Below are 22,333 nucleotides of genomic sequence, written 5' to 3'. Positions count from 1 at the left end.
GGAATGTGAGCCGCGCCCCCCAGGTTCTAGCCTGGGGGGCGCGGCGTTTCACATGCCCGCCGCTGAGTGACGAAGGAACGAGGCTTCACCATGACCGACCCCGTGACGCTGGACGGCGAGGGCACGATCGGCGAGTTCGACGAGAAGCGCGCCGAGAACGCCGTCCGCGAACTCCTGATCGCGGTCGGCGAGGACCCGGACCGTGAGGGCCTGAAGGAGACCCCCGCGCGGGTGGCGCGGGCCTACAAGGAGATCTTCGCGGGGCTGTGGCAGAAGCCCGAGGACGTGCTGACCACGACGTTCGACCTCGGGCACGACGAGATGGTGCTCGTGAAGGACATCGAGGTCCTCAGCAGCTGTGAGCACCACCTCGTGCCGTTCGTCGGAGTCGCCCACGTCGGGTACATCCCGTCGACCGACGGCAAGATCACCGGGCTTTCCAAGCTGGCCCGGCTCGTGGACGTCTACGCCCGCCGCCCGCAGGTGCAGGAACGACTCACCACGCAGATCGCCGACTCCCTCATGGAGATCCTGGAGCCCCGGGGCGTGATCGTCGTCGTCGAGTGCGAGCACATGTGCATGTCGATGAGGGGGGTCCGCAAGCCCGGGGCGAAGACCATAACCTCGGCGGTGCGCGGTCAGCTTCGCGACTTGGCCACGCGCAATGAGGCGATGAGCCTGATCATGGCGCGATAGCCCGTCAGGTCAAGCCACCGGTTCCGCGCCCGGATGGTTCTCGTCGTCGTCCTCGGGGAGCTTGCAGACCCGCTCCAGGAACAGGGCGGCCGCTATGACGGCGATGCCGGCCAGCACCGAGAAGCCCGCGTAGAAGGCCTGGTCGCGGCGGGCGGGGATGTCGAGGAGTTCCAGGAGGAAGACGCCCGTGCCGCCGTACATGCCGGCGACGAGGGCGGCGACCAGCGCGCTGGACTGGCCGAAGACGACCGCGCGGGCGGCCATCATGGGGTCGACGCCCTTGGCTTCGGGGCGGCGCTCGCGCTGGGCCTTCAGACGGGCCCGCAGGGAGAACGCGGTGGACAGCAGCACCACGGCGATCAGGGCGAGGACGATGGGCGCGGCCAGCGGGACGCTGGGCAGGGTCCCGATCGAATTCCACAGGCGGGCGCCCGCCCAGGACAGGACGCCGGCCACGACGAAAACGCCGGCCAGCACCCTGATGCGCAGCTCTCTCACGGTGTCCCTTCAGCTCCTGCGTGCCGGTGTCTCGGTCGTCTTGACCTTAACGACTACTCGGGCAGTCGGAGTTCCAGGTCCCCCCGGGCCTGAACACCGTCACGGGTGACGATGCCGAGGAGGTCGGCGACCGGCCCGCGGCCGGGCAGCTGGGCGTCGGGGTCCACGTCGTGCCAGGGCGCCAGCACGAAGGCGCGCTCATGGGCGCGCGGGTGGGGCAGGGTGAGGTACGGGTCGTCGGAGGTGACGCCGTCGTACGCGACGATGTCGACGTCGAGGGTGCGCGGCCCCCAGCGCTCGTCCCGCACCCGGTTGAAGGCCTCCTCGACGGCGTGCGCCCGCTCCAGCAGGGAGGACGGGGGAAGGGTGGTCTTCAGGACCACGACCGCGTTGTAGTACGACGGCTGGCTGCCGGGCTCCACGCCCCACGGCTCCGTCTCGTACACGGGGGAGACCGCCTTGATGCGGACGCCGGGGGTGTCCTCGAAGGCGTCGATGGCGCCCTGGAGGATCTCCAGGCGGTTGCCGAGGTTGGAGCCGAGCGAGAGCACGGCCCGTTTGGGGTTCTGGAGGGTGGTGTCGGCGGCGTCGACCTGCGCCACGACGGAGGCGGGCACCGGCTGTACGGTCGGGTCGGTCGGACCCTGCGTGAAGAATGCGGTCATACTCGGCTCCGGGTGATGGTGACGGTCACGTCGTCGAAGGGGACCGTGATCGGTGCGTCCGGCTTGTGGACGCGGACCTCGACCTCCTGGACGCCTTCGTGCTTCAGACAGGCGTGGGCGATGCGCTCTGCGAGCGTTTCGATGAGGTTCACCGGCTCGCCCTCGACGACGGCCACGACCTCCTCGGCCACGATGCCGTAGTGCACGGTCTTCGCGAGGTCGTCGGTGGCGGCGGCCGGCCGGGTGTCCAGTCCCAGCACGAGGTCCACGACGAAGGTCTGGCCCTTCTCGCGTTCCTCGGGGAACACACCGTGGTGCCCGCGGGCCCTCAGGCCGCGCAGCGCGACACGATCCACGCGAATCACTCCTGCAGTCGTCGGTACCGGGTGTCCGTACCGTGTGCGGGCGGCACACCGGCCTCGGACGAATCTACCCGCGGACGCGGACAGAGCCGGGCTGCGGGGGCGTGGACCGGCGATGGGACCGGGAGGGTTCATCGCGCGTTTCCCCTGCGGAACCCGGCGGCTCACGGGGTGGTAGCCGCACCTACCCGTGAGTTCGTGATTCCAACCACTTCTTGGTCCCTGCGGGCCGCCTACCCACTCAAGCGGGTGTCTCGTCGTCCTCGTCCTCGTCGTTTTCGGCCAGAACGGGGGAGGCGTGGTGGGACCAGAGTTTCCAGCCGGCGGGCGTGCGGCGGAAGACGTTGGTGGCGACGACGAGCTGGCCGACGAGGGGCCCCAGCTCCTCGCCGCCCTCCGGCGCGGGGCCTCCGCTGAGGATGTTCTCCGTGCAGGTCACGAGGGCGGTGTCGCCGGTCACGGAGACGTGCACGTCGGTGAGGAAGAACTGGATGTAGTCGGTGTTCGCCATGATCAGCGCGTACGACCTGAGGACCTCGCCGCGGCCGGTGAGCACCGGCCAGCCGGGGTGCACGCAGGAGATCACACCGGTGTCCGCCGGGTCGTGGTACGTCTCGTCGACGCCGAGGTCGGTCGGGGTGAGCCAGAGCGAGGACAGCTCGTCGAAGTCGCCGCGCTCCATGGCCTCGTAGAAGGCCGTGTTGGCCTGTTCGACCTGCTCGACGTCGGTGTGGGGAGCGCTCACCGCGCTCCCTCCACCGCCCGCGCCACCCGGACCGCGTCCGCAGTGGCACGTACCTCGTGGACCCGGACGGCCCAGGCGCCGGCCTGGGCGGCGAGGGCGGAGACGGCGGCGGTGGCGGCATCGCGTTCCCGGGCGGGGGGAGGGGCGCCCTCGGGGCCGGCCAGGACGCGGCCGAGGAAACGCTTGCGGGAGGCGGCGACCAGCAGGGGGTGGTCCAGCAGGCGCAGCCGGTCGAGGTGGGCGAGGAGGGCGAGGTCGTGATCGGCACCCTTGGAGAAGCCGAGGCCGGGATCGACGACGATCCGGTCCGGGGCGATGCCGCCCGCCAGGACGGCCTCCACGCGCGCGTGCAGTTCGTCGACGACCTCGGTGACGACGTCCTCGTACACGCCCTTGACGTTGCCGCCCTGGAGGAAGCCCCGCCAGTGCATGACGACGAAGGGGGCGCCCGCCTCGGCCACCACCGGGATCATCGCCGGGTCGGCGAGGCCGCCGCTGACGTCGTTGACGAGTGCGGCGCCCGCGGCCAGGGCCTGCGCGGCGACCGAGGCGCGCATGGTGTCGACGGAGACGACGACGCCCTCGGAGGCGAGACCGCGGACCACGGGGACGACGCGCCGCAGCTCCTCGTCCTCGTCGACACGGGTGGCGCCGGGGCGGGTCGACTCGCCGCCGACGTCCACCAGGTCGGCGCCCTCGGCGACCAGTTCGAGCCCGTGCTTGACGGCGGCCGTGGTGTCGAAGAAGCGGCCGCCGTCGGAGAAGGAGTCGGGGGTCACGTTCACGACGCCCATGACCGCACAGCGGTCCCACGCCGGAAGGCCCGCCACTGTGCCGCGCCCGCTCTGGTTGCTCATACGTTCAGCCTAGGGCCTGCCAGGGAAGCGACCCGAGCGCAAGCCCCCGGGCTCGTGGGTGGGGCTTCCGCTCGGGTCGGTCGGGGTCATGCCGCGCGGATGTCGCGGACCTCGTGCTCCGCGAGCCCGTGGGAGCACGGGCGGGCGGCGGCGGCGGTGCGGCGGCGCAGGAAGCGCGGCAGCGGCAGGGCGAGGTTGACGAAGCCCTCCGCCTGCATGGCGGCGAAGCCGATGCGGGGCAGGTCGCCGGAGGCCCGGTAGACCACGAAGCGCGGCTCCCAGCGCGGCTGGAACTTGGCGTTGAACTTGTACAGGGACTCGATCTGGAACCAGCGGGAGAGGAACACCAGCAGTCCGCGCCAGGCCCGCAGCACCGGGCCCGCGCCGATCTTCTCCCCGCGCGCGAGGGCCGAGCGGAACATCGCGAAGTTCAGTGACACGCGGGTGATGCCGAGCTTCGGGGCCGCCTGGAGCGCGGCGACGATCAGCAGTTCGTTCATGCCGGGGTCGGCCGCGCGGTCACGCCGCATCAGGTCCAGGGAGGCGCCGTCGGTGCCCCAGGGCACGAAGTGCAGGATCGCCTTCAGGTCGCCGTACTCGCCGGGCTGGTCGTCCGCCTTGTGCGCGGTGGCGATCAGGCAGTCGCCGTCCGAGGGGTCGCCGATGCGGCCGAGCGCCATGGAGAACCCGCGCTCGGTGTCGGTGCCGCGCCACTCCTCCGCGGCGCGCCGGATACGGTCCAGTTCGGCCTCGCCGAGGTCACGGATACGCCGTACCCGGGTTTCGTAGCCGGCCCGCTCGATGCGCTTGACCATCTGTCGCACGTTGCGCATCGCGCGTCCGGCGAGCGAGAAATCCGCGACGTCCACCACCGCCTCGTCGCCCAGTTCGAGGGCGTCGAGGCCGGTCTCACGGGTCCAGACCTCGCCGCCCGTCTCCGAGCAGCCCATGACCGCGGGCGTCCAGGAGTGGGCCTTGGCCTCGTCCATGAACCGCTCGATGGCGCCGGGCCAGGCCTCGACGTCGCCGATGGGGTCACCGCTGGCGAGCATCACGCCGGACACGACCCGGTAGGTCACCGCCGCCTTGCCGCTGGGGGAGAAGACGACGGCCTTGTCGCGGCGCAGCGCGAAGTGGCCGAGGGAGTCGCGGCCGCCGTGCTTGTCCAGCAGCGCCCGCAGCCGGGCCTCGTCGTCCTCGGTGAGGCGTGCGGCCGGGTGCTCGGGGCGGAAGGCCAGGTAGATGGTGGTGGCGGCGGTGATCCAGCCGAGGGCGCCGAGGGAGAAGGCGACCGTCCAGGAGGTGTTGCCCTGGTAGTCCACCGGGCCCTCGAAGCCGAACAGGCCGTAGATGACGTGGGTCAGCCGATCGGCCAGGCTCGGGTCGCCGACCATCCGGTCCGGGTGGACGCTGACGATGACCAGGCCGAGTGCGAGGGAACCGGCGCCCATGAGGACGAAGTTGGCGAGCGCGCGCCACCGGCTGCGCGGGTCGGGCAGCGCCTCGAACTCGGTGCGGTGGCGCAGCAGCGGTACGAGCAGCGCCAGTGAGATCAGCGCCCCGACGATGGAGTGCCGGTACACGAACTGTGCCGCCGCGCCCGCCGGCAGCAGCGCCACCGCGGCCCGCCACGCCCGGCGCTTGCGCCGTTTGAGCCCGTGCGCGAGGAGCAGCAACAGCACGCCCGCGCTGAGCGAGAGGGCCGCGGCGAAGGGGCCGAAGGACCCCGGCAGCACCTCCGCGATGGCGTGCATACGGCTGTGACGGAAGCGCGGGAACACGCCCGCGGCAATGTCCAGGAGCCCTACGACCGCGCCGGCCCTGCCGACCAGCGCAGGGACGGCCTCGGGACGCGGACCGCGGACTATGCGCCGCGTCCTGCTTGATCGGCTCGGAACCCCGTCCGACATTTCCCCATCTATCCTGACAGACATCGCATCCCGTAGTTCTGCGAGAGACCTTGAGCCCGGTGCCCCTTTCGGGCATCCGGCGACATTGCGCCCTCTAGGACGGTGTCTCGGGGAAGGAGGTTCCTTCCTTGCCGGAAAGCCGGTTCAAAGCCCAAGGAAAGCCCGGGGCAAGCCATGGCGACGATCGCGTGGGCGAGCTGGGGGCGGAAAGCGCAGGCAGGAACAGCTCATGGGACTCACGAGCAACAAAGTGCTGGTGATGGCGATCGTGCTGGCCGTACTGCTGTTCGTCGGCACGGTGTGGCAGTGGCCGCGGCTGGCGCGAGGCGGCTGGCGGTCCGTCACCGGGCGGGTCGGCCTGCTCCTCGCCACCCAGGTGGCGGTCTTCACCTGCGTGGGCATCGCCGCCAACCAGGCCTTCGGCTTCTACGCCAGCTGGGCGGACCTGTTCGGCCGGGAGACCGCCCAGGGCGTCGTCGTCAACTACGCGCCGGGCGGCGGCAGAACCGGCCCGCTCCAGGTGCGTACCGCCGCGCTGGTGCAAGGGGTGGACGGGAGGCGGCCGCAGACGGCCGGTCAGGTCCAGAAGGTGGACATCGTCGGCCGTACGACCCATATCGCCACACCGGCGTACGTGTATCTGCCGCCGGAGTACTTCCAGCCGCAGTACCGCACGCGCACGTTCCCCGCGTCCGTCGTCCTCACCGGATATCCGGGCACCGCGCAGGCCCTGGTGGACAAACTGCGTTATCCGCGTACGGCGCTGGAACTGGCGAAGAACGGGCGGATGCAGCCGATGATCCTGATCATGCTGCGGCCGACGGTGGCTCCGCCGCGCGACACGGAGTGCATGGACATTCCCGGCGGGCCGCAGACGGAGACGTTCTTCGCCAAGGATCTGCCCGATGCCGTACTGACCCACTACAGGGTGGGCAGAAAACCGGGCAGCTGGGGAATCATCGGGGACTCGACGGGTGGTTACTGCGCGCTGAAGCTTGCCATGCACCACCCGGGCGTGTATGCGGCCGGGGCGGGCCTGTCCCCCTACTACAAGGCGCCGACCGATCCCACGACCGGTGACCTCTTCCATGGCGACAAGAAGCTGCGGAATCGTTCCGATCTGCGATGGTTCATCAAGCACGAGGCCGCGCCGGACACCTCGCTGCTCGTCACCAGCAGCAAGGTCGGCGAATCCAACTACAAGGCCACGCTGAAATTCATAGATCAAGTACGGTCCACGAACCTGACCCGGATCTCCTCGATCATCCTGGACAGCGGTGGCCACAACTTCAACACCTGGCGGCGGGAGATCCCTCCGACACTCCAGTGGATGAGCGGCCGGCTCACCGAGCGCTGAAATGTGAAGACTTCGTCATGGCCGTGTTTTTACGGGGTGGGGCGCCAAGGTTCGCCTACTCGCGGTAAGTTTCTGGCCATGCCACGTGGACGTCATCGCCATTCCCCGCCTCTGCACAGGCTGTTGCCCCCGTCGGCGATCGCAGGCGTCTCCGTCGTCTGCGCGCTGGGCCCCTGGGTGTTCTCGGAGCAGGCGATGCTCCGCACCCTGGCCGCGGCCGCCGCGGCGACGGCGGTCGTCGGTGCGGTCGTCATGCGCCGCTGGGACATCCATGCGGGCAAGGAGGTCGCCGACCTCACGCGCGCGCGGGCGGGTGACGAGTGGCGGTTCGAGGAGCGGGTCGCCGAACTGGAGACCGACCTCGAGGAGTCCCGCGAGGTGCGCGGGAAGCTGGAGCAGCGGCTGCGGGCCAAGCGGGCGGAGCTGGCGGGCCTGCGCAACGAGCACGCCGCGCTGCTGCGGCGGTACGCCACGGCGGAGACCGAGCGGGCCAGCGCGCTGGAGGGGCGGCGGCTGCTCGAGATAGAGGCCGCGCCGACGCCGTCGTCGCTCGCGCTTCCGCCCGCGCGTGCGGCGGAGGGGACTGAAACCGAGGCCGAGACCGAGGCCGAGGCCGCCGAGGACGTACCGGTGGCTTCCGTGGCTTCTGGGATCTTCTCCCCGCAGGGCTCCCAGCTGTTCCTGCGGGCCAGCGTGGCGCTGGCCCGGTTCGGCACCGGTGAGGAGACGGCGGAGGACGAAGCCGTCGCCAAAGGAGCCGGAAAAAGTGTCGAAGGTGGCGAAGTCGCCGCCAAAGGAGAGAGCGTCGGCGAGGACGTGACGGCATCCGCCTCGGAGGACGAGGCGACGGGGCAGCCCGAGGCGGTCGACGGGCACGAGCACGCGGCCGCCGCCACCACCACGACCGCGCCGGCCGAGCCCGCGCAGCCCGCGTCCCCGTCCACGGGGCACTTCACGGTGCCGACCGCGGTGGCCGTCGTGCCGGCCGCGCCCGTGCGGCGCCCGGCGGTCGAGGGTGGCTTCGACTTCTTCGGCACGCAGAAGGAGGCGGCGTCCGGTGCGCTGGACGCCGTGCAGAACGAGGACCTCGCCGACGTGGTCGGCCAGGAGGCCCTCGCCCTCCACAAGGCCGAGTCGGAGGCGGACTTCAAGCCCGCGGACGAGGGGGCCCGTGGCGTCGGCCAGGTCATCGACCTGACGGCCCACGACGAGACGGAGCAGATCGACATACAGGGGCTGCGCAGCGCGGCCTCCTGAGCTCCAGAGGGGGGCACCCCCGGACGGGCTGACAAGAGCGGGCTCGCGCGTGGGGTCAGCTCATCCAGCGGTCCGGGGACGCGTCCCGGCGGCCCGTTCGGGAGCGTTCGGCCTGGGCGTGGAGGAGGGCCGCGGCCTCGTGCGCGTCGCGCAGGCGGGCCGTGACCGTCTTGCCGGCCCCGGTGTCCACGTGGACGTCGGCGAGGCGCCACAGCCGCGCCCAGGGCCCCTGGGTGAGCCGTACGCTCTGGACCTTGGCGTGCGGGACCAGGGAGAGGCTGCGGCGCAGCAGCCCGTGCCGGGTGGCGAAGACGGTGTCCGTGACCGCGATGCCCTGGCCCCGCCACCACACCGGCAGGCACCACCCGGCCCGGCGCGGCGGCCGTACCGGAGCGGAGGGGACCGTCACCCCGGGCAGTATCCGCGCGACGACGGACTCGGCGACCTCGCGCGGAGCGACCGGCACCAGCACGGAGTTGGACGACCCGGCCACGTACAGCTCCACCCGCACCCACCCGCGCCCGCGCCACAGCAGCGGCTCGACGATCCGTACGGTCTGCACCCGCCCCGGCGGCACCGTCTCGTGCGTGCGGTCGAGCAGCCCGTGGTCGATCCGCAGCCCGTCCGGGGACTCGGCCACCGTCCAGTCGTACTGCCCGACGAACCGCCCCACGGTGTGCGCGCCCGCCGCGCCGAGGAACGGCAGCCCGGTGGCGAGCACCGTCCACACGCTGTGGGTGGCGAGCCACAGCACGGGCGGGACGACGAGGGCGGCCGCCAAGGAGCCCCACGTGGCGGCCGTCAGCACCAGCGACACCGCGAGCCCCAGCGGGGGCACGCGCATCAGCTCCCGCGCCGGCGCCTCACCCACCTCGCGCGCCGCCTCCGGCGCGAATCCGGCCGCGCGCGCGAGCAGTTCGGCGCGCAGCGCCCGGGCCTCGCCCTCGCCGAGGAAGGCGAGTTCGTCTTTCTTGTCGGCTCCTACGACGTCGATCCGCAGCTTGGCGACGCCGGCCACGCGCGCGAGCAGCGGCTGGGTGATGTCGACGGCCTGGATCCGCTCCAGCCGGATGTGGGCGGTGCGCCGGAAGAACAGCCCCGTGCGTATGCGCAGCTCGGTGTCGGTCACCGCGAAGTGCGTGAACCACCAGGACAGGAAGCCGTAGAGGGAGGCCGCCGGGACCAGTACGGCGAGCCCGGCCAGGAGCATGGTCGCGGTCAGCCTCGTCAGCTGCTCCTGCGCCTGGTCCGGGTCGTGCGCGGCCCACCCGACGAGCACGGCGACCGGCGCCCAGGCCCGCCGGAACGGCGTCACGGGGTGCAGCCGCCGCTCGGCCACGGGTGGGGCCTGCGGGAGCTGTTCCGTGCCGTCGGCTGCTTCCGGTGTCGTCACAGCCCCGCCGATCGGGCCTCGCCCAGCTCGGTGAGCCGGTCGCGCAGCCGCTCCGCCTCGGCCGGGTCGAGGCCGGGGATGGCCGCGTCGGTCGCGGCGGCCGCCGTGTGCAGCTGCACGCTCGCCAGCCCGAAGTACCGTTCCACGGGCCCGGAGGTCACCTCGACCAGCTGCATCCGCCCGTACGGTACGACGGTCTCCTCCCGCCACAGCACGCCGCGGCTGATCAGCAGGTCGTCAGCGCGCTCGGCATAGCGCCAGGACCGCCAGTTGCGGCCGAGCAGCACCCAGCCCCACGCCGTCAGGGCCAGCGGCAACAGCGCGAACGCGGCCCATCCCGGCCCGGCGAGCAACCCGAGCAGCAGTCCGACGGCGAGCGCCACCGCTCCCAGCCACAGCACCAGCAGCAGCCGCCGCATCCGCAGCAGGCCCGGGGGCAGCCCCCGCCACACCGGCTCGGCCGCCGTCGCCGCGCCGCCTTCCCCGCTCCCCGTGCTCCCCGTCTCCATGCGGTCAGCCTACGTAGGGGAGACTGTGTCCATGACGTCCATGACCCCAGCGACCCCCGCGGCCCCCGCGACGGAGACCACGGTCGGGATCGGCGGCGCCGCGGAGAGCACCGACATGGTGCTGAACATCGGCCCCCAGCACCCGTCCACGCACGGCGTGCTGCGGCTCAAGCTGGTGCTGGACGGCGAGCGCATCGTGCACGCGGAACCGGTGATCGGCTACATGCACCGCGGCGCGGAGAAACTCTTCGAGGCGCGCGACTACCGCCAGATCATCATGCTCGCCAACCGCCACGACTGGCTGTCGGCCTTCTCCAACGAGCTGGGCGTGGTGCTCGCCGTCGAGCGGATGCTCGGCATGGAGGTCCCCGGGCGCGCGGTGTGGACGCGGACCCTGCTGGCCGAGCTGAACCGGGTGCTGAACCACCTGATGTTCCTCGGCTCCTACCCGCTGGAGCTCGGCGGCATCACGCCGGTCTTCTACGCGTTCCGGGAGCGCGAGGTGCTCCAGAACGTCATGGAGGAGGTCTCCGGCGGGCGCATGCACTACATGTTCAACCGCGTCGGCGGCCTCAAGGAGGACCTGCCGGCCGGCTGGGCGGCACGCGCGCGTGCCGCCGTCGCCGCCGTCCGCTCGCGCATGGACGTCTTCGACGACCTGGTGCTCGGCAACGAGATCTTCCGGGGGCGCACCCGGGACGTGGGGACGCTCTCGCCGGAGGCCGTGCACGCCTACGGCGTGAGCGGGCCCATCGCGCGCGCCTCGGGCGTCGACTTCGACCTGCGCCGCGACGAGCCGTACCTGGCTTACGGGGAGCTCCAGGACGTCCTGGAGGTCGTCACCCGGCGGGAAGGCGACTGCCTGGCCCGTTTCGAGTGCCTCCTGGCGCAGACCCACAACGCGCTGGACCTGGCCGACGCCTGCCTGGACCGGCTCGCGGAGCTGCCGCCCGGCCCGATCAACCAGCGGCTGCCGAAGGTCCTGAAGGCGCCCGAGGGCCACACGTACGCGTGGACCGAGAACCCGCTCGGCATCAACGGCTACTACCTGGTCAGCAAGGGTGAGAAGACCCCGTACCGGCTGAAGCTGCGCTCGGCCTCGTACAACAACATCCAGGTGCTGACCGAGCTGCTGCCGGGGACGCTGGTGGCGGACATGGTGGCGATCCTGGGCTCGATGTTCTTCGTGGTCGGAGACATTGACAAATAGGTCAAAACGGGTAGGTCAAAATAGGTCCGGTCCGTCCGGGAGCAGGCCCGGTACGTCCGTGATCCCGACCGGCTGGAGCAGCCACCCGAAGTCCCCGAGGCCGCCCGGCGCGGTCAGCTCGGCGGCCTCACCGGCGCCCGCGAGGGCGCGTACGTACTCCGCCGGATCGGTGGACGCCAGCGTGAGCGGGGGGCGTGCGCCCGTGAGGCCCAGGGCGCGCAGGGCGTCGCGCTGGACCAGCAGATGCGCGTCGGGGAGTGCGCGCGCCGTGGGGTGCGCCGCGCACGCGTCCAGGGCCACATGCGCGGTGATGTCGCACGACCCGTCCGGCACGGGCGCCGTCTCGCGCCCCTCCCGGAAACCGGTGAGCGTCCCGAAGAGCGGACGCGTGGCCGCCGTGTGCGCGTAGTCCACGGCGACCGCCAGCCCCCGCTCGACCCGCGCGACGGCCGACGCCCAGGCGGTGTCCCTGGGCAGCCCGATCTCCGCCCGCAGCCCCTCCTCGGGCGGCAGCGGCCACCACCGCGCCAGCCACTCGGCCTCCACCCCCGACACCGGCTCCCCGAGCCGCTCGCTGCCGTCCTCCCGCACGAGCACCCGCCGGGGCACGCCCGCCGGGTCAACCTCCGCGACCTCCACGGGCACGTTATCCAGCCACTCGTTGGCGAACAGCAGCCCGCGGATCCCCCCGGGCGGTTCGCTCAGCCAGGTGATCCGCTCGTCGAGCCCGGCCGGGCGGTCGGCCAGCTCGACGGCGTACCCACGCGCGCGGGAGGCCACCTCGGGCGGCAGCGCGGCCAGCACACCCGCGACCAGCTCGCCCCGCCCGGCCCCCAGGTCGACGAAGTCCAGCGTCCCCAGCCGCCCCAGCGCCCCGTCCACCCGGCACAGCAGCCGCGCCACCGCCCGCGCGAACAGCGGCGACGCGTGGACGGAGGTCCGGAAGTGCCCGGCCGGTCCCTCGGGCCGCCGGTAGAAGCCGCCGGGCCCGTACAGGGCCGCCTCGGTGGCCGCCCGCCAGCCCCGCCACTCCCCGGAGTTCTCATCCCTCACCGGGACAGACTAGGCGCACGGGCGATCACGTCCTCCACCTTGCGGAGTATGCCGGTCGGGAACGGATCGGCCCTCCGGTTGACCCCCGCACACTTCACGCTTCCCTACGCTGGGTTACGTGCAGCGCCTCTATGACTTCCTCCGCAGGCACCCGACGTGGGTCGACACCTTCTGGGCCGTCGTCCTGTTCGGGATCTCCTGCGTGGGCGTGACCGGCGCCAACGGGGTGCCGGGCCACCACATGCCCCTCGCCGCCGGGCTGGCCGTCTCCGCCGTCCTGTGCCTGGTGGTCGCGCTGCGCCGCCTCTATCCGGAGCCGATGCTGCTGCTGGCCGCCGCGTGCGGTCTCGCCCAGCTGATCCTGGACGTCGAGACGACCGTCGCGGACTTCGCCATGCTGGTGATCACCTACACGGTCGCCACCGTCGGCGCCCGCTGGGCCTCGCGGCTCGCCCTGGGCATCAGCCTGTGCGCGGCGACCCTGGCGCAGATCCGCTGGCCGGCCGACGAGCCCGCCGGCCTGTCCCGCGTCGCGGTCGTGGTGTTCCAGACGGTGCCGTTCGCCCTCGCCTGGGTGCTCGGCGACTCGATGCGCACCCGCCGTGCCTACTTCGCGCAGCTGGAGGAACGCGCCGCACGCCTGGAGAAGGAGCGCGAGGCGCAGTCCAAGGTCGCGGTCGCCGCCGAACGCGCCCGCATCGCGCGCGAGCTGCACGACGTCGTCGCGCACAACGTGTCGGTGATGGTGGTGCAGGCCGACGGCGCCGCCTACGTCCTGGACTCCGCGCCCGACCAGGCGAAGAAGGCCCTGGAGACGATCTCCTCCACCGGCCGCCAGGCCCTCGCCGAGATGCGCCGCCTGCTGGGCGTGCTGCGCACCGGCGAGCACCAGGAGGGCGGCGAGTACGTCCCGCAGCCCGACGTCGAGCAGATCGACGACCTGGTCGAGCAGTGCCGCACCTCCGGGCTGCCCGTCGACTTCAAGGTGGAGGGCACCCCGCGCCCGCTGCCCAGCGGCGTCGAGCTCACCGCGTACCGGATCGTGCAGGAGGCGCTGACCAACACCCGCAAGCACGGCGGGCCCAACGCGGGCGCCAGCGTGCGGCTGGTCTACTTCGACGACGGGCTCGGGCTGCTCGTCGAGGACGACGGCAAGGGCGCCCCGCACGAGCTGTACGAGGAGGGCGGCGCCGACGGCCAGGGCCACGGCCTCATCGGCATGCGGGAGCGGGTCGGTATGGTCGGCGGCACCCTGGACGCGGGCCCGCGCCCCGGTGGAGGCTTCCGTATCAGCGTCCTGCTGCCCCTCAAAGCGGCGCATTGACGCCGACGCACGCCCCGCGTTGACACCTGTCACGCCCGCGCGTGACACACCCGCCCCCACGACCCCCGCCGAAGAACGACTTCTGCTGAAGAACGGAAGAGGCCCCGATGACGATCCGCGTGATGCTCGTCGACGACCAGGTGCTGCTGCGCACCGGGTTCCGGATGGTGCTCGCAGCCCAGCCGGACATGGAGGTCGTCGCGGAGGCGGGCGACGGCGTCGAGGCCCTCCAGGTGCTGCGCTCCACCTCGGTCGACGTGATCCTGATGGACGTACGCATGCCGAAGCTGGACGGCGTGGAGACCACCCGCCGCGTCTGCCTGGAGCCCGACCCGCCGAAGGTGCTGATCCTGACCACCTTCGACCTCGACGAGTACGCGTTCTCCGGGCTCAAGGCGGGCGCCTCCGGCTTCATGCTCAAGGATGTGCCGCCCGGCGACCTGCTGGCCGCCATCCGCTCCGTGCACAGCGGCGACGCCGTCGTGGCGCCGTCCACCACCCGCCGGCTGCTGGACCGCTTCGCGCCCATGCTGCCTTCTGCGGGCAAGGAGCCGCAGCACAGGGAACTGGAGCGGCTCACCGACCGCGAACGCGAGGTCATGGTGCTGGTCGCCCAGGGTCTGTCGAACGGCGAGATCGCCGCCCGGCTGGTGCTGTCCGAGGCGACGGTGAAGACCCATGTGGGCCGCATCCTGACCAAACTGGGCCTCAGGGACCGGGTGCAGGTGGTGGTCCTGGCCTACGAGACGGGGCTCGTCCGGGCCGGCGGGCACGGCTGACACGGCGCCGCCGTGGCCCGGCACGGGCAGGGGGCCGCGCGCCCGGGGCCCCGGCCGGGCGGTCGGTAGGGTCGGCGCATGCTTCTGTGGATCAACGGCCCTTTCGGCGGCGGCAAGACACAGACCGCGCACGAGATACGGCGCCGTCTGCCCGGCAGCGTCATCTGCGACCCCGAGCACGCCGGGTTCGGCCTGCACCGCATGCTTCCGCCCGGCCTCCGCGGAGACTTCCAGGACCTGAGGTCCTGGCGGCAGGGCGTCGTCGAGGTGCTCGACCTCGCCCTGACCGAACACGACGGCGTGGTCATCGCCCCCATGACGGTCACCGACTCCGGTCACTTCGCCGAGACCGTCGGCCGCCTGCGCGAACTCGGCCATGACGTACGGCACTTCACGTTGCTCGCCGAACGCCGGACCGTGCTGAAACGGCTGCGCGAACGCGGTTTCGGGCATCTCCTTCAGTTCGCCGGCGGGAAGAACTCCGGGCTGGGCAGGGAGACCTGGGCGGTGAGCCGGCTCGACCACTGCCTGGAGCGGCTGCGCGAACCGGAGTTCGCCGAGCACCTGTGGACGGACCACACCGGCGTCCCCGAAACCGCGGACCGCATCGCCGGCCTGGCCGGCCTCACCCTGCGCCCCAACCACGAGGGCCCGCTGCGGACCCGGATGAGGCAGGTGGGCGTGGGGCTGCGGCACATCCGGTTCGACTGAGGCCGCCGCCCCCACGCACCCCGTGTCCCGCGGCTACTTCGCCGCCGGCAGCCGGGCCGCGAAGTCCGCGACCGCCGCCTTCACGTCGGCCGCCGTCCACCCCAGGCCGTCGGACTGGACGGTGATCTCGGTGAAGCTCAGCCCCGGCCCGCCGCGCATCCAGCCGATCGGGAACAGCAGCGTCCCCGTCTCCTCGGCCTGCCGCACCGCCGCCTCCGCCGCCACGTCGGGGTCGTACGGCAGCCACACCTGGAACTGGTGCGTGTGCGGCTCCTCGGGGTTCACGCGCGCCCAGGGCACCCCGGCGGCGGCGAACCCCTCGCGCAGCGCCGCGGCCACCACGCGCGCGTGCCGCACGTACTCCGGCAGCCGGGGCAGCTCCCGCTCCAGCCCGACCAGCGCCGACAGGGCGGTGGGGAACTGCTGGAACACCATGCCGCCGTACCGGTGCCGCCAGGTCTTCGCCTCCTCCACCAGAGTCCTCGGACCGGCCAGCGCGGCGCCGCCGAAGCCGTCCAGGGACTTGTAGAACGACACGTAGACGCTGTCGGCGAGCCCGGCGATCTCGTCCAGGGAGCGGTCGAAGTGGACGGTGGTCTCCCACAGGCGCGCGCCGTCGAAGTGCACCACCGCGTCGCGCTCCCGGGCCGCCGCCACGACCTCGGTGAGCTCTTCCCAGGTCGGCAGTACGAAACCGACGTCCCTGAGGGGCAGCTCCAGCATCAGCGCCCCGAAGGGCTCCTCGAAGTCGCGTATCTCCGCGGCCGTGGGGAGCCGGGGCTCGTCGGTCACCCGGACCGGACGCAGTCCGCTCACCTCGCTGAACGCGTTCCGTTCGTGCACCTCGGGATGCGCCGTCGCGTGCAGGGCGACGGTGGGGTTGCCGGTGCGGCCCGCCCAGCAGCGCAGGGCCACCTGCTGGGCCATCGTGCCGGTCGGGAAGAACGCGGCGGCCTCGGTGCCCAGCAGTGCGGCGACCCGCTCCTCCAGGGCGGCCACGACCCCGTTGCCGTACATGTCCGGCCACTCGTCCAGGCCGTACACCTGCGGTGCCGCCTCCTGAAGCCGCGCCAGATGCTCCCCCAGCGTGGTCCGGAAACCCCCGCGCTGCAGCACCCGGGGGGATTTCCGGAACACGGCGGCGCGCCGCTCCCGCAACCGCTCCTGCACCGACTTCGCGCCGCCCTGTTCCACGCCCTGCCCCGCCGTATCGCTCATGCCCGGATCATGCCGCCTCCCGCCACGGCCGGGCACCGGATTTACCGCCCCGGAGCCCGTGTGCGCAAACCCACAGCCTGTGGACAACCGACCGCCCCTCGACCCGATAGCGTTAACATGACGAGAAATCGTCCGGTACCCAGAGCGGACTGGAACGGGAAGGCCGTCGTCGCGTGAGCACAGTCCACCAGCAAGACTCCAAGGACCGCCCCGCGCGGCTCACCGTCGGCGTCATCGGCGCCGGCCGTGTGGGTCCCGCGCTCGCCGCGTCCCTCCAACTCGCCGGGCACCGCCCGGTCGCCGTCTCCGCCGTCTCCGACGCCTCCCTGCGGCGGGCCGCGCTGCTCCTGCCGGACGTGCCGGTCGTGCCGCCCGCCGAGGTCCTCCAGCGCGCCGACCTGGTCCTGCTGACCGTGCCCGACGACACTCTGCCCGGCCTCGTCACCGGCCTCGCCGAGACGGGGGCCGTACGCCCGGGGCAGCTGCTCGTGCACACCTCCGGGCGGTACGGCGCCAAGGTGCTCGAACCCGCCCTGCGCGCGGGCGCGCTGCCGCTGGCCCTGCACCCGGCGATGACCTTCACCGGCACGCCCGTAGACGTCCAGCGGCTCGCCGGCTGCTCCTTCGGCGTCACCGCGCCCGAGGAACTGCGGCTGGCCGCCGAGGCCCTCGTGATCGAGATGGGCGGCGAGCCCGAGTGGATCGCCGAGGAGAACCGCGCGCTCTACCACACGGCCCTCGCCCTGGGCGCGAACCACCTGGTCACGCTGGTCGCCCAGTCCATGGAGCTGCTGCGCACGGCCGGTGTCGAGGCCCCCGACCGGATGCTCGGCCCGCTGCTCGGCGCCGCCCTGGACAACGCCCTGCGTTCCGGCGACGCCGCGCTGACCGGGCCCGTCGCGCGCGGGGACGCGGGCACCGTCGCCGCCCACGTCGCCGAGCTGCGGGCGCACGCCCCGCAGGCCGTCGCCGGCTATCTGGCGATGGCCCGCGCGACCGCCGACCGTGCGCTCGCCCACGGGCTGCTGAAGCCGGAACTCGCTCAGGACCTCCTGGGGGTACTCGCCGACGGGACGGCCGGCGCCGCGGGGTCCGGCGGCACCGGGGGATCCGGCGGCGCCGACGGCACCGAGGGCACCGAGGGAGACGGCCGATGACCGGGGCCGGGTTCAAGACCGCGACGGAGGGCCGCCCGGCGACGTGCGTGCCCGGGAACGGAGACCTGCGATGACCGCCGCCCTGCTGAGCACCGCCGACGAGCTGCACGCGCGCGTGCGCCGGGGCCGCCGCGCCGTCGTGATGACCATGGGCGCCCTGCACGAGGGCCACGCCACCCTGATCCGCACCGCGCGCGAGATCGCCGGGCCGGACGGCGAGGTCGTCGTCACCGTCTTCGTCAACCCGCTCCAGTTCGGCGCCGGCGAGGACCTCGACCGCTACCCGCGCACCCTCGACGCCGACCTCAAGCTCGCCGAGCAGTCCGGCGCGGACGCCGTGTTCGCCCCCGCCGTGGACGAGGTCTACCCGGGCGGCGAACCCCAGGTGCGCGTCTCCGCGGGCCCGATGGGCGAGCGCCTGGAGGGCGGGTCCCGCCCCGGGCACTTCGACGGCGTGCTGACGGTCGTCGCCAAGCTGCTGCACCTCACCCGCCCCGACGTGGCCCTGTTCGGGCAGAAGGACGCCCAGCAACTGGCCCTGATCCGGCGCATGGTGCGGGACCTGAACTTCGGCGTGGAGATCGTCGGCGTACCGACCGTGCGGGAGGACGACGGACTGGCCCTGTCCAGCCGCAACCGCTACCTCTCGCCCAGGGAGCGGCGCACGGCCCTGTCCCTGTCCCTGGCTCTGTTCGCGGGCCGCGACCGGCACGTCGCCCAGGAGGCGCTGCTCGCGCGGGCCCGCGAGGTGCCCGCCACGCGTGCGCGTGCCGAGGCGCTCAGTGCCATAGGGGAGTCCCGCGCGGCGGCCGACGCGCACGCCGTCGCCAAGGCGGCCCCGGGCGGCCCGGCGGCCGTCCGCGCGGCGGCGCGCCAGGTCCTCGACGAGGCCGCCCGCCTCGACCCGCCGCTCGAACTGGACTACCTCGCGCTGGTCGACCCGTCCGACTTCACCGAGATCGGCGACGACTTCACCGGCGAGGCCGTCCTCGCCGTCGCCGCCCGGGTCGGCTCGACCCGGCTGATCGACAACATCCCCCTCACCTTCGGAACCCTCGGAGCCGCCTCGTGACCAGCACAGGCACCAGCACAGGCATACGACTGCACGCCCCCGCCCCCGGGTGGTCCATCTCCGCGGACGTCATCGTCGTCGGCTCCGGAGTGGCCGGCCTCACCGCGGCCCTGCGCTGCGAGGCGGCGGGACTGACCACGGTCGTCGTCACCAAGGCCCGCCTCGACGACGGCTCCACCCGCTGGGCCCAGGGCGGCATCGCCGCGGCCCTCGGCGAGGGCGACACCCCCGAACAGCACCTCGACGACACCCTGGTGGCGGGCGCGGGCCTGTGCGACGAGGAGGCCGTACGGATCCTCGTCACCGAGGGACCCGGCGCCGTACGGCGGCTGATCTCCACCGGCGCCCACTTCGACACCGACGACGAGGGCGACATCCACCTCACCCGCGAGGGCGGCCACCACCGCCGCCGGATCGCGCACGCGGGCGGCGACGCCACCGGCGCCGAGGTCTCCCGGGCGCTCGTGGAGGCCGTGCACGCGCGCGGGGTGCGCACGATCGAGAACGCGCTCGTGCTGGACCTGCTGACCGACGCCGAGGGCCGTACGGCCGGTGTCACCCTGCACGTCATGGGCGAGGGCCAGCACGACGGCGTGGGCGCCGTGCACGCCCCCGCGGTGGTCCTCGCGACCGGCGGCATGGGCCAGGTGTTCTCCGCGACCACCAACCCGTCGGTGTCCACCGGCGACGGCGTGGCGCTGGCGCTGCGCGCGGGCGCGGAGGTCTCCGACCTGGAGTTCCTCCAGTTCCACCCGACCGTGCTGTTCCTCGGCCCGGAGGCGGAGGGGCAGCAGCCGCTCGTCTCCGAGGCGGTGCGCGGCGAGGGCGCCCACCTGGTCGACGGCGACGGCGTGCGCTTCATGGTCGGGCAGCACGAACTGGCCGAGCTGGCGCCCCGGGACATCGTCGCCAAGGGCATCCTGCGGCGGATGCTGGAGCAGGGCGCCGAGCACATGTACCTCGACGCCCGGCACTTCGGGGCCGACATGTGGGAGCAGCGCTTCCCGACGATCACGGCCGCCTGCCGCGCGAACGGCATCGACCCGGTCACCGACCCCATCCCGATCGCCCCGGCCGCCCACTACGCCTCCGGGGGCGTACGCACCGACTCCCACGGCCGGACCACCGTCCCGGGCCTTTACGCGTGCGGCGAGGTCGCCTGCACCGGCGTGCACGGCGCCAACCGGCTCGCCTCCAACTCCCTCCTGGAGGGCCTGGTCTACGCCGAGCGCATCGCCGCCGACATCGCGGCCGGCCACGCGGCCGAGCGCCTTCACGCGCGCGTGCCCGAGCCCGTCCCGGACCCCGAGAGGCCGGCGCACCCCCTGCTCGCCCCCGAGGCCCGCTTCGCGATCCAGCGGATCATGACCGAGGGCGCGGGCGTGCTGCGCTCGGCGGAGTCCCTCGACAAGGCCGCCGAGCAGCTCCAGCGGCTGCACTCCGAGGCCCGCGACGCCCTCGACGAGAACGGCAAGACCGCCGAGCCCGGCGTCGACACCTGGGAGGCCACCAACCTCCTGTGCGTGGCCCGCGTCCTGGTCGCCGCCGCGCGGCTGCGCGAGGAGACCCGCGGCTGCCACTGGCGCGAGGACCGGGCCGACCGCGACGACGCGAACTGGCGCCGCCACATCGTCGTACGGCTGAATCCCGACCGGTCGCTGGCCGTGCGCACCACCGACACCGCAGACTTCCCCCCGACCCGGCAGCACCAGCGTCCCCAGGAGCAGTGAGTCACGTGAGCACCCCCGACCTTCCCCTCGCCCCGTCCGGCGGCTGCGGCGACGGCTGCGCCTGCGGCGCGGGCGGTGACGAGGGATACGACGAGTACATGGAGTGCGGGCTCGACCCCGCGCTCGCGCAGCTCCTGGCCGACGCCGGACTCGACCCCGTCGAGGTCGAGGACGTCGCCAACGTGGCCATCCAGGAGGACCTCGCCCACGGTGTGGACGTGACGACGGTCGCGACCATCCCCGAGGACGCGGTGGCCACCGCCGACTTCACCGCGCGCGAGGCGGGCGTGGTCGCGGGCCTCAGGGTCGCCGAGGCCGTGGTCTCCGTGGTCTGCACGGACGAGTTCGAGGTCGAGCGGCACGTCGAGGACGGCGACCGGGTGGCGGCCGGGCAGAAACTGCTGTCGGTCACCACGCGCACCCGCGACCTGCTGACCGCCGAGCGCAGCGCGCTGAACGTCCTGTGCCGCCTGTCGGGCATCGCGACCGCCACGCGCGCGTGGGCCGACGTGCTGGAGGGCACCGGCGCCAAGGTGCGGGACACCCGCAAGACCACGCCGGGGCTCCGGGCGCTGGAGAAGTTCGCGGTGCGCTGCGGCGGCGGCGTCAACCACCGGATGTCGCTCTCCGACGCGGCCCTGGTCAAGGACAACCACGTCGTCGCCGCGGGCGGGGTCGCGCAGGCCTTCAAGGCCGTACGGGAATCCTTCCCCGGGCTGGCGATCGAGGTCGAGGTCGACACCCTGCACCAGCTGCGCGAGGTCCTGGACGCGGGCGCCGACCTGATCCTGCTGGACAACTTCACGCCGATGGAGTGCGAGGAGGCCGTCGCGCTCGTCGACGGGCGGGCGCTGCTGGAGGCGTCGGGCCGGCTCACGCTGGACAACGCCCGCGCGTACGCCGAGACCGGCGTCGACTTCCTCGCCGTGGGCGCCCTGACCCACTCCTCGCCGATCCTGGACATCGGCCTGGACCTGCGCGAGGCGGAGTAGCTGCCATGCTCCTCACGATCGACGTGGGCAACACGCACACCGTCCTGGGCCTGTTCGACGGTGAGGACATCGTCGAGCACTGGCGGATCTCGACGGACGCGCGCCGGACGGCGGACGAGCTGGCGGTGCTGCTCCAGGGCCTGATGGGCATGCACCCGCTGCTCGGCGACGAACTGGGCGACGGGATCGACGGGATCGCGATCTGCGCGACCGTGCCGTCGGTGCTGCACGAGCTGCGTGAGGTGACGCGGCGCTACTACGGCGACGTGCCCGCGGTGCTGGTGGAGCCCGGGGTGAAGACCGGCGTGCCGATCCTCACCGACAACCCCAAGGAGGTCGGCGCCGACCGGATCATCAACGCGGTGGCCGCCGTCGAGCTGTACGGCGGCCCGGCGATCGTCGTGGACTTCGGTACGGCCACGACCTTCGACGCGGTGTCCGCGCGCGGGGAGTACGTCGGCGGGGTCATCGCCCCCGGTATCGAGATCTCGGTCGAGGCGCTCGGCGTCAAGGGCGCGCAGCTCCGCAAGATCGAGGTGGCCCGGCCGCGCAGCGTCATCGGCAAGAACACGGTCGAGGCGATGCAGGCCGGCATCGTGTACGGGTTCGCCGGGCAGGTCGACGGCGTGGTGAGCCGCATGGCGCGGGAGCTGGCCGACGACCCGGACGAGGTGACCGTGATCGCGACGGGTGGGCTGGCGCCGATGGTGCTGGGCGAGTCCTCGGTGATCGACGAGCACGAGCCGTGGCTGACGTTGGTGGGGCTGCGCCTGGTGTACGAACGGAACGTCTCGCGTATGTGAGCGCGCGTGGGTACGCCTCCGCCCGGGTGGCTCAC

Annotated in this window: 22 protein-coding genes; 12 read left to right on the top strand and 10 right to left on the bottom strand. The window is 72.8% G+C overall.

Features of this window, described 5'->3' with window-relative positions:
* The first annotated feature begins 90 nt into the window (after window positions 1-90).
* Window positions 91-696, top strand: a complete 606-nt coding sequence (gene folE / locus ACFY01_RS20715; protein ID WP_390737180.1) for a GTP cyclohydrolase I FolE — start codon at window positions 91-93, stop codon at window positions 694-696.
* A gap of 9 nt (window positions 697-705) precedes the next feature.
* On the opposite strand, the gene ACFY01_RS20710 is transcribed toward folE, so the two are convergent.
* The 6 genes from ACFY01_RS20710 to ACFY01_RS20685 all read right to left on the bottom strand — a co-directional run bounded on the left by ACFY01_RS20710 (window position 706) and on the right by ACFY01_RS20685 (window position 5,733).
* Complete coding sequence (locus ACFY01_RS20710; RefSeq protein ID WP_390737179.1) at window positions 706-1,194, bottom strand: DUF3180 domain-containing protein; 489 nt, start codon at window positions 1,192-1,194, stop codon at window positions 706-708.
* Window positions 1,195-1,247: 53 nt separating this feature from the next.
* Window positions 1,248-1,859: a 2-amino-4-hydroxy-6-hydroxymethyldihydropteridine diphosphokinase gene (gene folK, locus ACFY01_RS20705; protein WP_390737178.1), complete on the bottom strand. Its 612-nt coding sequence runs from the start codon at window positions 1,857-1,859 to the stop codon at window positions 1,248-1,250.
* Complete coding sequence (folB, locus tag ACFY01_RS20700; RefSeq protein WP_390737177.1) at window positions 1,856-2,215, bottom strand: dihydroneopterin aldolase; 360 nt, start codon at window positions 2,213-2,215, stop codon at window positions 1,856-1,858. The genes folK and folB overlap by 4 nt, the downstream gene beginning before the upstream one ends.
* Window positions 2,216-2,462: 247 nt before the next feature.
* Window positions 2,463-2,966, bottom strand: coding sequence for a nuclear transport factor 2 family protein (locus ACFY01_RS20695; RefSeq protein ID WP_390737176.1), 504 nt, complete (start codon window positions 2,964-2,966; stop codon window positions 2,463-2,465).
* Window positions 2,963-3,823 (bottom strand): dihydropteroate synthase, encoded by an 861-nt coding sequence (folP, locus tag ACFY01_RS20690; RefSeq protein WP_390737175.1) that lies wholly within the window; start codon window positions 3,821-3,823, stop codon window positions 2,963-2,965. Before folP ends, ACFY01_RS20695 begins: the two co-directional genes overlap by 4 nt.
* An 86-nt stretch (window positions 3,824-3,909) precedes the next feature.
* Window positions 3,910-5,733: a phosphatidylglycerol lysyltransferase domain-containing protein gene (locus tag ACFY01_RS20685; RefSeq protein ID WP_390737174.1), complete on the bottom strand. Its 1,824-nt coding sequence runs from the start codon at window positions 5,731-5,733 to the stop codon at window positions 3,910-3,912.
* Window positions 5,734-5,962: 229 nt separating this feature from the next.
* Between ACFY01_RS20685 and ACFY01_RS20680 the strand changes: the two genes are divergently transcribed.
* Together ACFY01_RS20680 and ACFY01_RS20675 are read left to right on the top strand one after the other, a co-directional pair.
* Window positions 5,963-7,090, top strand: a complete 1,128-nt coding sequence (locus tag ACFY01_RS20680; RefSeq protein ID WP_390737173.1) for an alpha/beta hydrolase — start codon at window positions 5,963-5,965, stop codon at window positions 7,088-7,090.
* Between the two features lie 78 nt (window positions 7,091-7,168).
* Complete coding sequence (locus tag ACFY01_RS20675) at window positions 7,169-8,347, top strand: hypothetical protein (RefSeq protein WP_390737172.1); 1,179 nt, start codon at window positions 7,169-7,171, stop codon at window positions 8,345-8,347.
* A gap of 55 nt (window positions 8,348-8,402) precedes the next feature.
* Here ACFY01_RS20675 and ACFY01_RS20670 read toward each other — a convergent pair whose 3' ends face one another.
* The gene (locus ACFY01_RS20670) at window positions 8,403-9,740 is read right to left on the bottom strand and encodes a PH domain-containing protein (RefSeq protein WP_390737171.1); all 1,338 of its coding nucleotides are present in this window, start codon (window positions 9,738-9,740) and stop codon (window positions 8,403-8,405) included.
* Window positions 9,737-10,249, bottom strand: coding sequence for a PH domain-containing protein (locus ACFY01_RS20665; protein ID WP_390737170.1), 513 nt, complete (start codon window positions 10,247-10,249; stop codon window positions 9,737-9,739). Before ACFY01_RS20665 ends, ACFY01_RS20670 begins: the two co-directional genes overlap by 4 nt.
* A gap of 40 nt (window positions 10,250-10,289) precedes the next feature.
* Between ACFY01_RS20665 and ACFY01_RS20660 the strand changes: the two genes are divergently transcribed.
* Window positions 10,290-11,459, top strand: coding sequence for an NADH-quinone oxidoreductase subunit D (locus ACFY01_RS20660; protein WP_390737494.1), 1,170 nt, complete (start codon window positions 10,290-10,292; stop codon window positions 11,457-11,459).
* A 15-nt stretch (window positions 11,460-11,474) separates the two neighbouring features.
* On the opposite strand, the gene ACFY01_RS20655 is transcribed toward ACFY01_RS20660, so the two are convergent.
* Window positions 11,475-12,512, bottom strand: coding sequence for an SAM-dependent methyltransferase (locus ACFY01_RS20655; RefSeq protein WP_390737169.1), 1,038 nt, complete (start codon window positions 12,510-12,512; stop codon window positions 11,475-11,477).
* Window positions 12,513-12,630: 118 nt separating this feature from the next.
* On the opposite strand from ACFY01_RS20655, the gene ACFY01_RS20650 reads away from it, so the two are divergent.
* The 3 genes from ACFY01_RS20650 to ACFY01_RS20640 all read left to right on the top strand — a co-directional run bounded on the left by ACFY01_RS20650 (window position 12,631) and on the right by ACFY01_RS20640 (window position 15,326).
* Window positions 12,631-13,836, top strand: a complete 1,206-nt coding sequence (locus ACFY01_RS20650; protein WP_390737168.1) for a sensor histidine kinase — start codon at window positions 12,631-12,633, stop codon at window positions 13,834-13,836.
* A gap of 107 nt (window positions 13,837-13,943) precedes the next feature.
* A complete protein-coding gene (locus ACFY01_RS20645; protein ID WP_390737167.1) occupies window positions 13,944-14,615 on the top strand; it encodes a response regulator in 672 nt (223 codons plus the stop codon).
* Between the two features lie 78 nt (window positions 14,616-14,693).
* Window positions 14,694-15,326, top strand: coding sequence for an AAA family ATPase (locus tag ACFY01_RS20640; protein WP_390737166.1), 633 nt, complete (start codon window positions 14,694-14,696; stop codon window positions 15,324-15,326).
* 33 nt (window positions 15,327-15,359) lie between these two features.
* Here the strand turns inward: ACFY01_RS20640 and ACFY01_RS20635 are convergent, their stop codons facing one another.
* On the bottom strand, window positions 15,360-16,544 hold the full coding sequence (locus tag ACFY01_RS20635) for a threonine aldolase family protein (RefSeq protein ID WP_390737165.1): 1,185 nt from the start codon (window positions 16,542-16,544) through the stop codon (window positions 15,360-15,362).
* A gap of 173 nt (window positions 16,545-16,717) precedes the next feature.
* Here ACFY01_RS20635 and ACFY01_RS20630 point away from each other — a divergent pair, with 173 nt between their 5' ends.
* From ACFY01_RS20630 to ACFY01_RS20610, 5 genes are all read left to right on the top strand, one after another.
* Window positions 16,718-17,701, top strand: a complete 984-nt coding sequence (locus ACFY01_RS20630; RefSeq protein ID WP_390737164.1) for a Rossmann-like and DUF2520 domain-containing protein — start codon at window positions 16,718-16,720, stop codon at window positions 17,699-17,701.
* A 70-nt stretch (window positions 17,702-17,771) separates the two neighbouring features.
* Entirely contained in the window at window positions 17,772-18,773 is a 1,002-nt protein-coding gene (gene panC / locus ACFY01_RS20625; protein ID WP_390737163.1) for a pantoate--beta-alanine ligase, read from the top strand.
* Window positions 18,770-20,503, top strand: a complete 1,734-nt coding sequence (locus ACFY01_RS20620; protein WP_390737162.1) for an L-aspartate oxidase — start codon at window positions 18,770-18,772, stop codon at window positions 20,501-20,503. Before panC ends, ACFY01_RS20620 begins: the two co-directional genes overlap by 4 nt.
* A gap of 5 nt (window positions 20,504-20,508) precedes the next feature.
* The gene (gene nadC / locus ACFY01_RS20615; protein ID WP_390737161.1) at window positions 20,509-21,495 is read left to right on the top strand and encodes a carboxylating nicotinate-nucleotide diphosphorylase; all 987 of its coding nucleotides are present in this window, start codon (window positions 20,509-20,511) and stop codon (window positions 21,493-21,495) included.
* A 5-nt stretch (window positions 21,496-21,500) separates the two neighbouring features.
* Complete coding sequence (locus ACFY01_RS20610; RefSeq protein ID WP_361446019.1) at window positions 21,501-22,298, top strand: type III pantothenate kinase; 798 nt, start codon at window positions 21,501-21,503, stop codon at window positions 22,296-22,298.
* Window positions 22,299-22,333: the final 35 nt, after the last annotated feature.

The organism is Streptomyces sp. NPDC001480 (assembly GCF_042894725.1).
Classification (GTDB): Bacteria; Actinomycetota; Actinomycetes; order Streptomycetales; family Streptomycetaceae; genus Streptomyces.
Note: the sequence above shows the minus strand (reverse complement) of the source record. Positions and strands in the feature narration are given on the sequence as shown.

Coding starts and splice junctions, on each gene's coding strand:
- folP (WP_390737175.1), bottom strand. CDS start 3,823: ATGAGCAACCAGAGCGGGCGCGGCACAGTGGCGGGCCTTCCGGCGTGG.
- ACFY01_RS20640 (WP_390737166.1), top strand. CDS start 14,694: ATGCTTCTGTGGATCAACGGCCCTTTCGGCGGCGGCAAGACACAGACC.
- ACFY01_RS20660 (WP_390737494.1), top strand. CDS start 10,290: ATGACCCCAGCGACCCCCGCGGCCCCCGCGACGGAGACCACGGTCGGG.
- ACFY01_RS20610 (WP_361446019.1), top strand. CDS start 21,501: ATGCTCCTCACGATCGACGTGGGCAACACGCACACCGTCCTGGGCCTG.
- ACFY01_RS20675 (WP_390737172.1), top strand. CDS start 7,169: ATGCCACGTGGACGTCATCGCCATTCCCCGCCTCTGCACAGGCTGTTG.
- ACFY01_RS20685 (WP_390737174.1), bottom strand. CDS start 5,733: ATGTCGGACGGGGTTCCGAGCCGATCAAGCAGGACGCGGCGCATAGTC.
- folE (WP_390737180.1), top strand. CDS start 91: ATGACCGACCCCGTGACGCTGGACGGCGAGGGCACGATCGGCGAGTTC.
- ACFY01_RS20645 (WP_390737167.1), top strand. CDS start 13,944: ATGACGATCCGCGTGATGCTCGTCGACGACCAGGTGCTGCTGCGCACC.
- panC (WP_390737163.1), top strand. CDS start 17,772: ATGACCGCCGCCCTGCTGAGCACCGCCGACGAGCTGCACGCGCGCGTG.
- ACFY01_RS20665 (WP_390737170.1), bottom strand. CDS start 10,249: ATGGAGACGGGGAGCACGGGGAGCGGGGAAGGCGGCGCGGCGACGGCG.
- folK (WP_390737178.1), bottom strand. CDS start 1,859: ATGACCGCATTCTTCACGCAGGGTCCGACCGACCCGACCGTACAGCCG.
- ACFY01_RS20635 (WP_390737165.1), bottom strand. CDS start 16,544: ATGAGCGATACGGCGGGGCAGGGCGTGGAACAGGGCGGCGCGAAGTCG.
- ACFY01_RS20680 (WP_390737173.1), top strand. CDS start 5,963: ATGGGACTCACGAGCAACAAAGTGCTGGTGATGGCGATCGTGCTGGCC.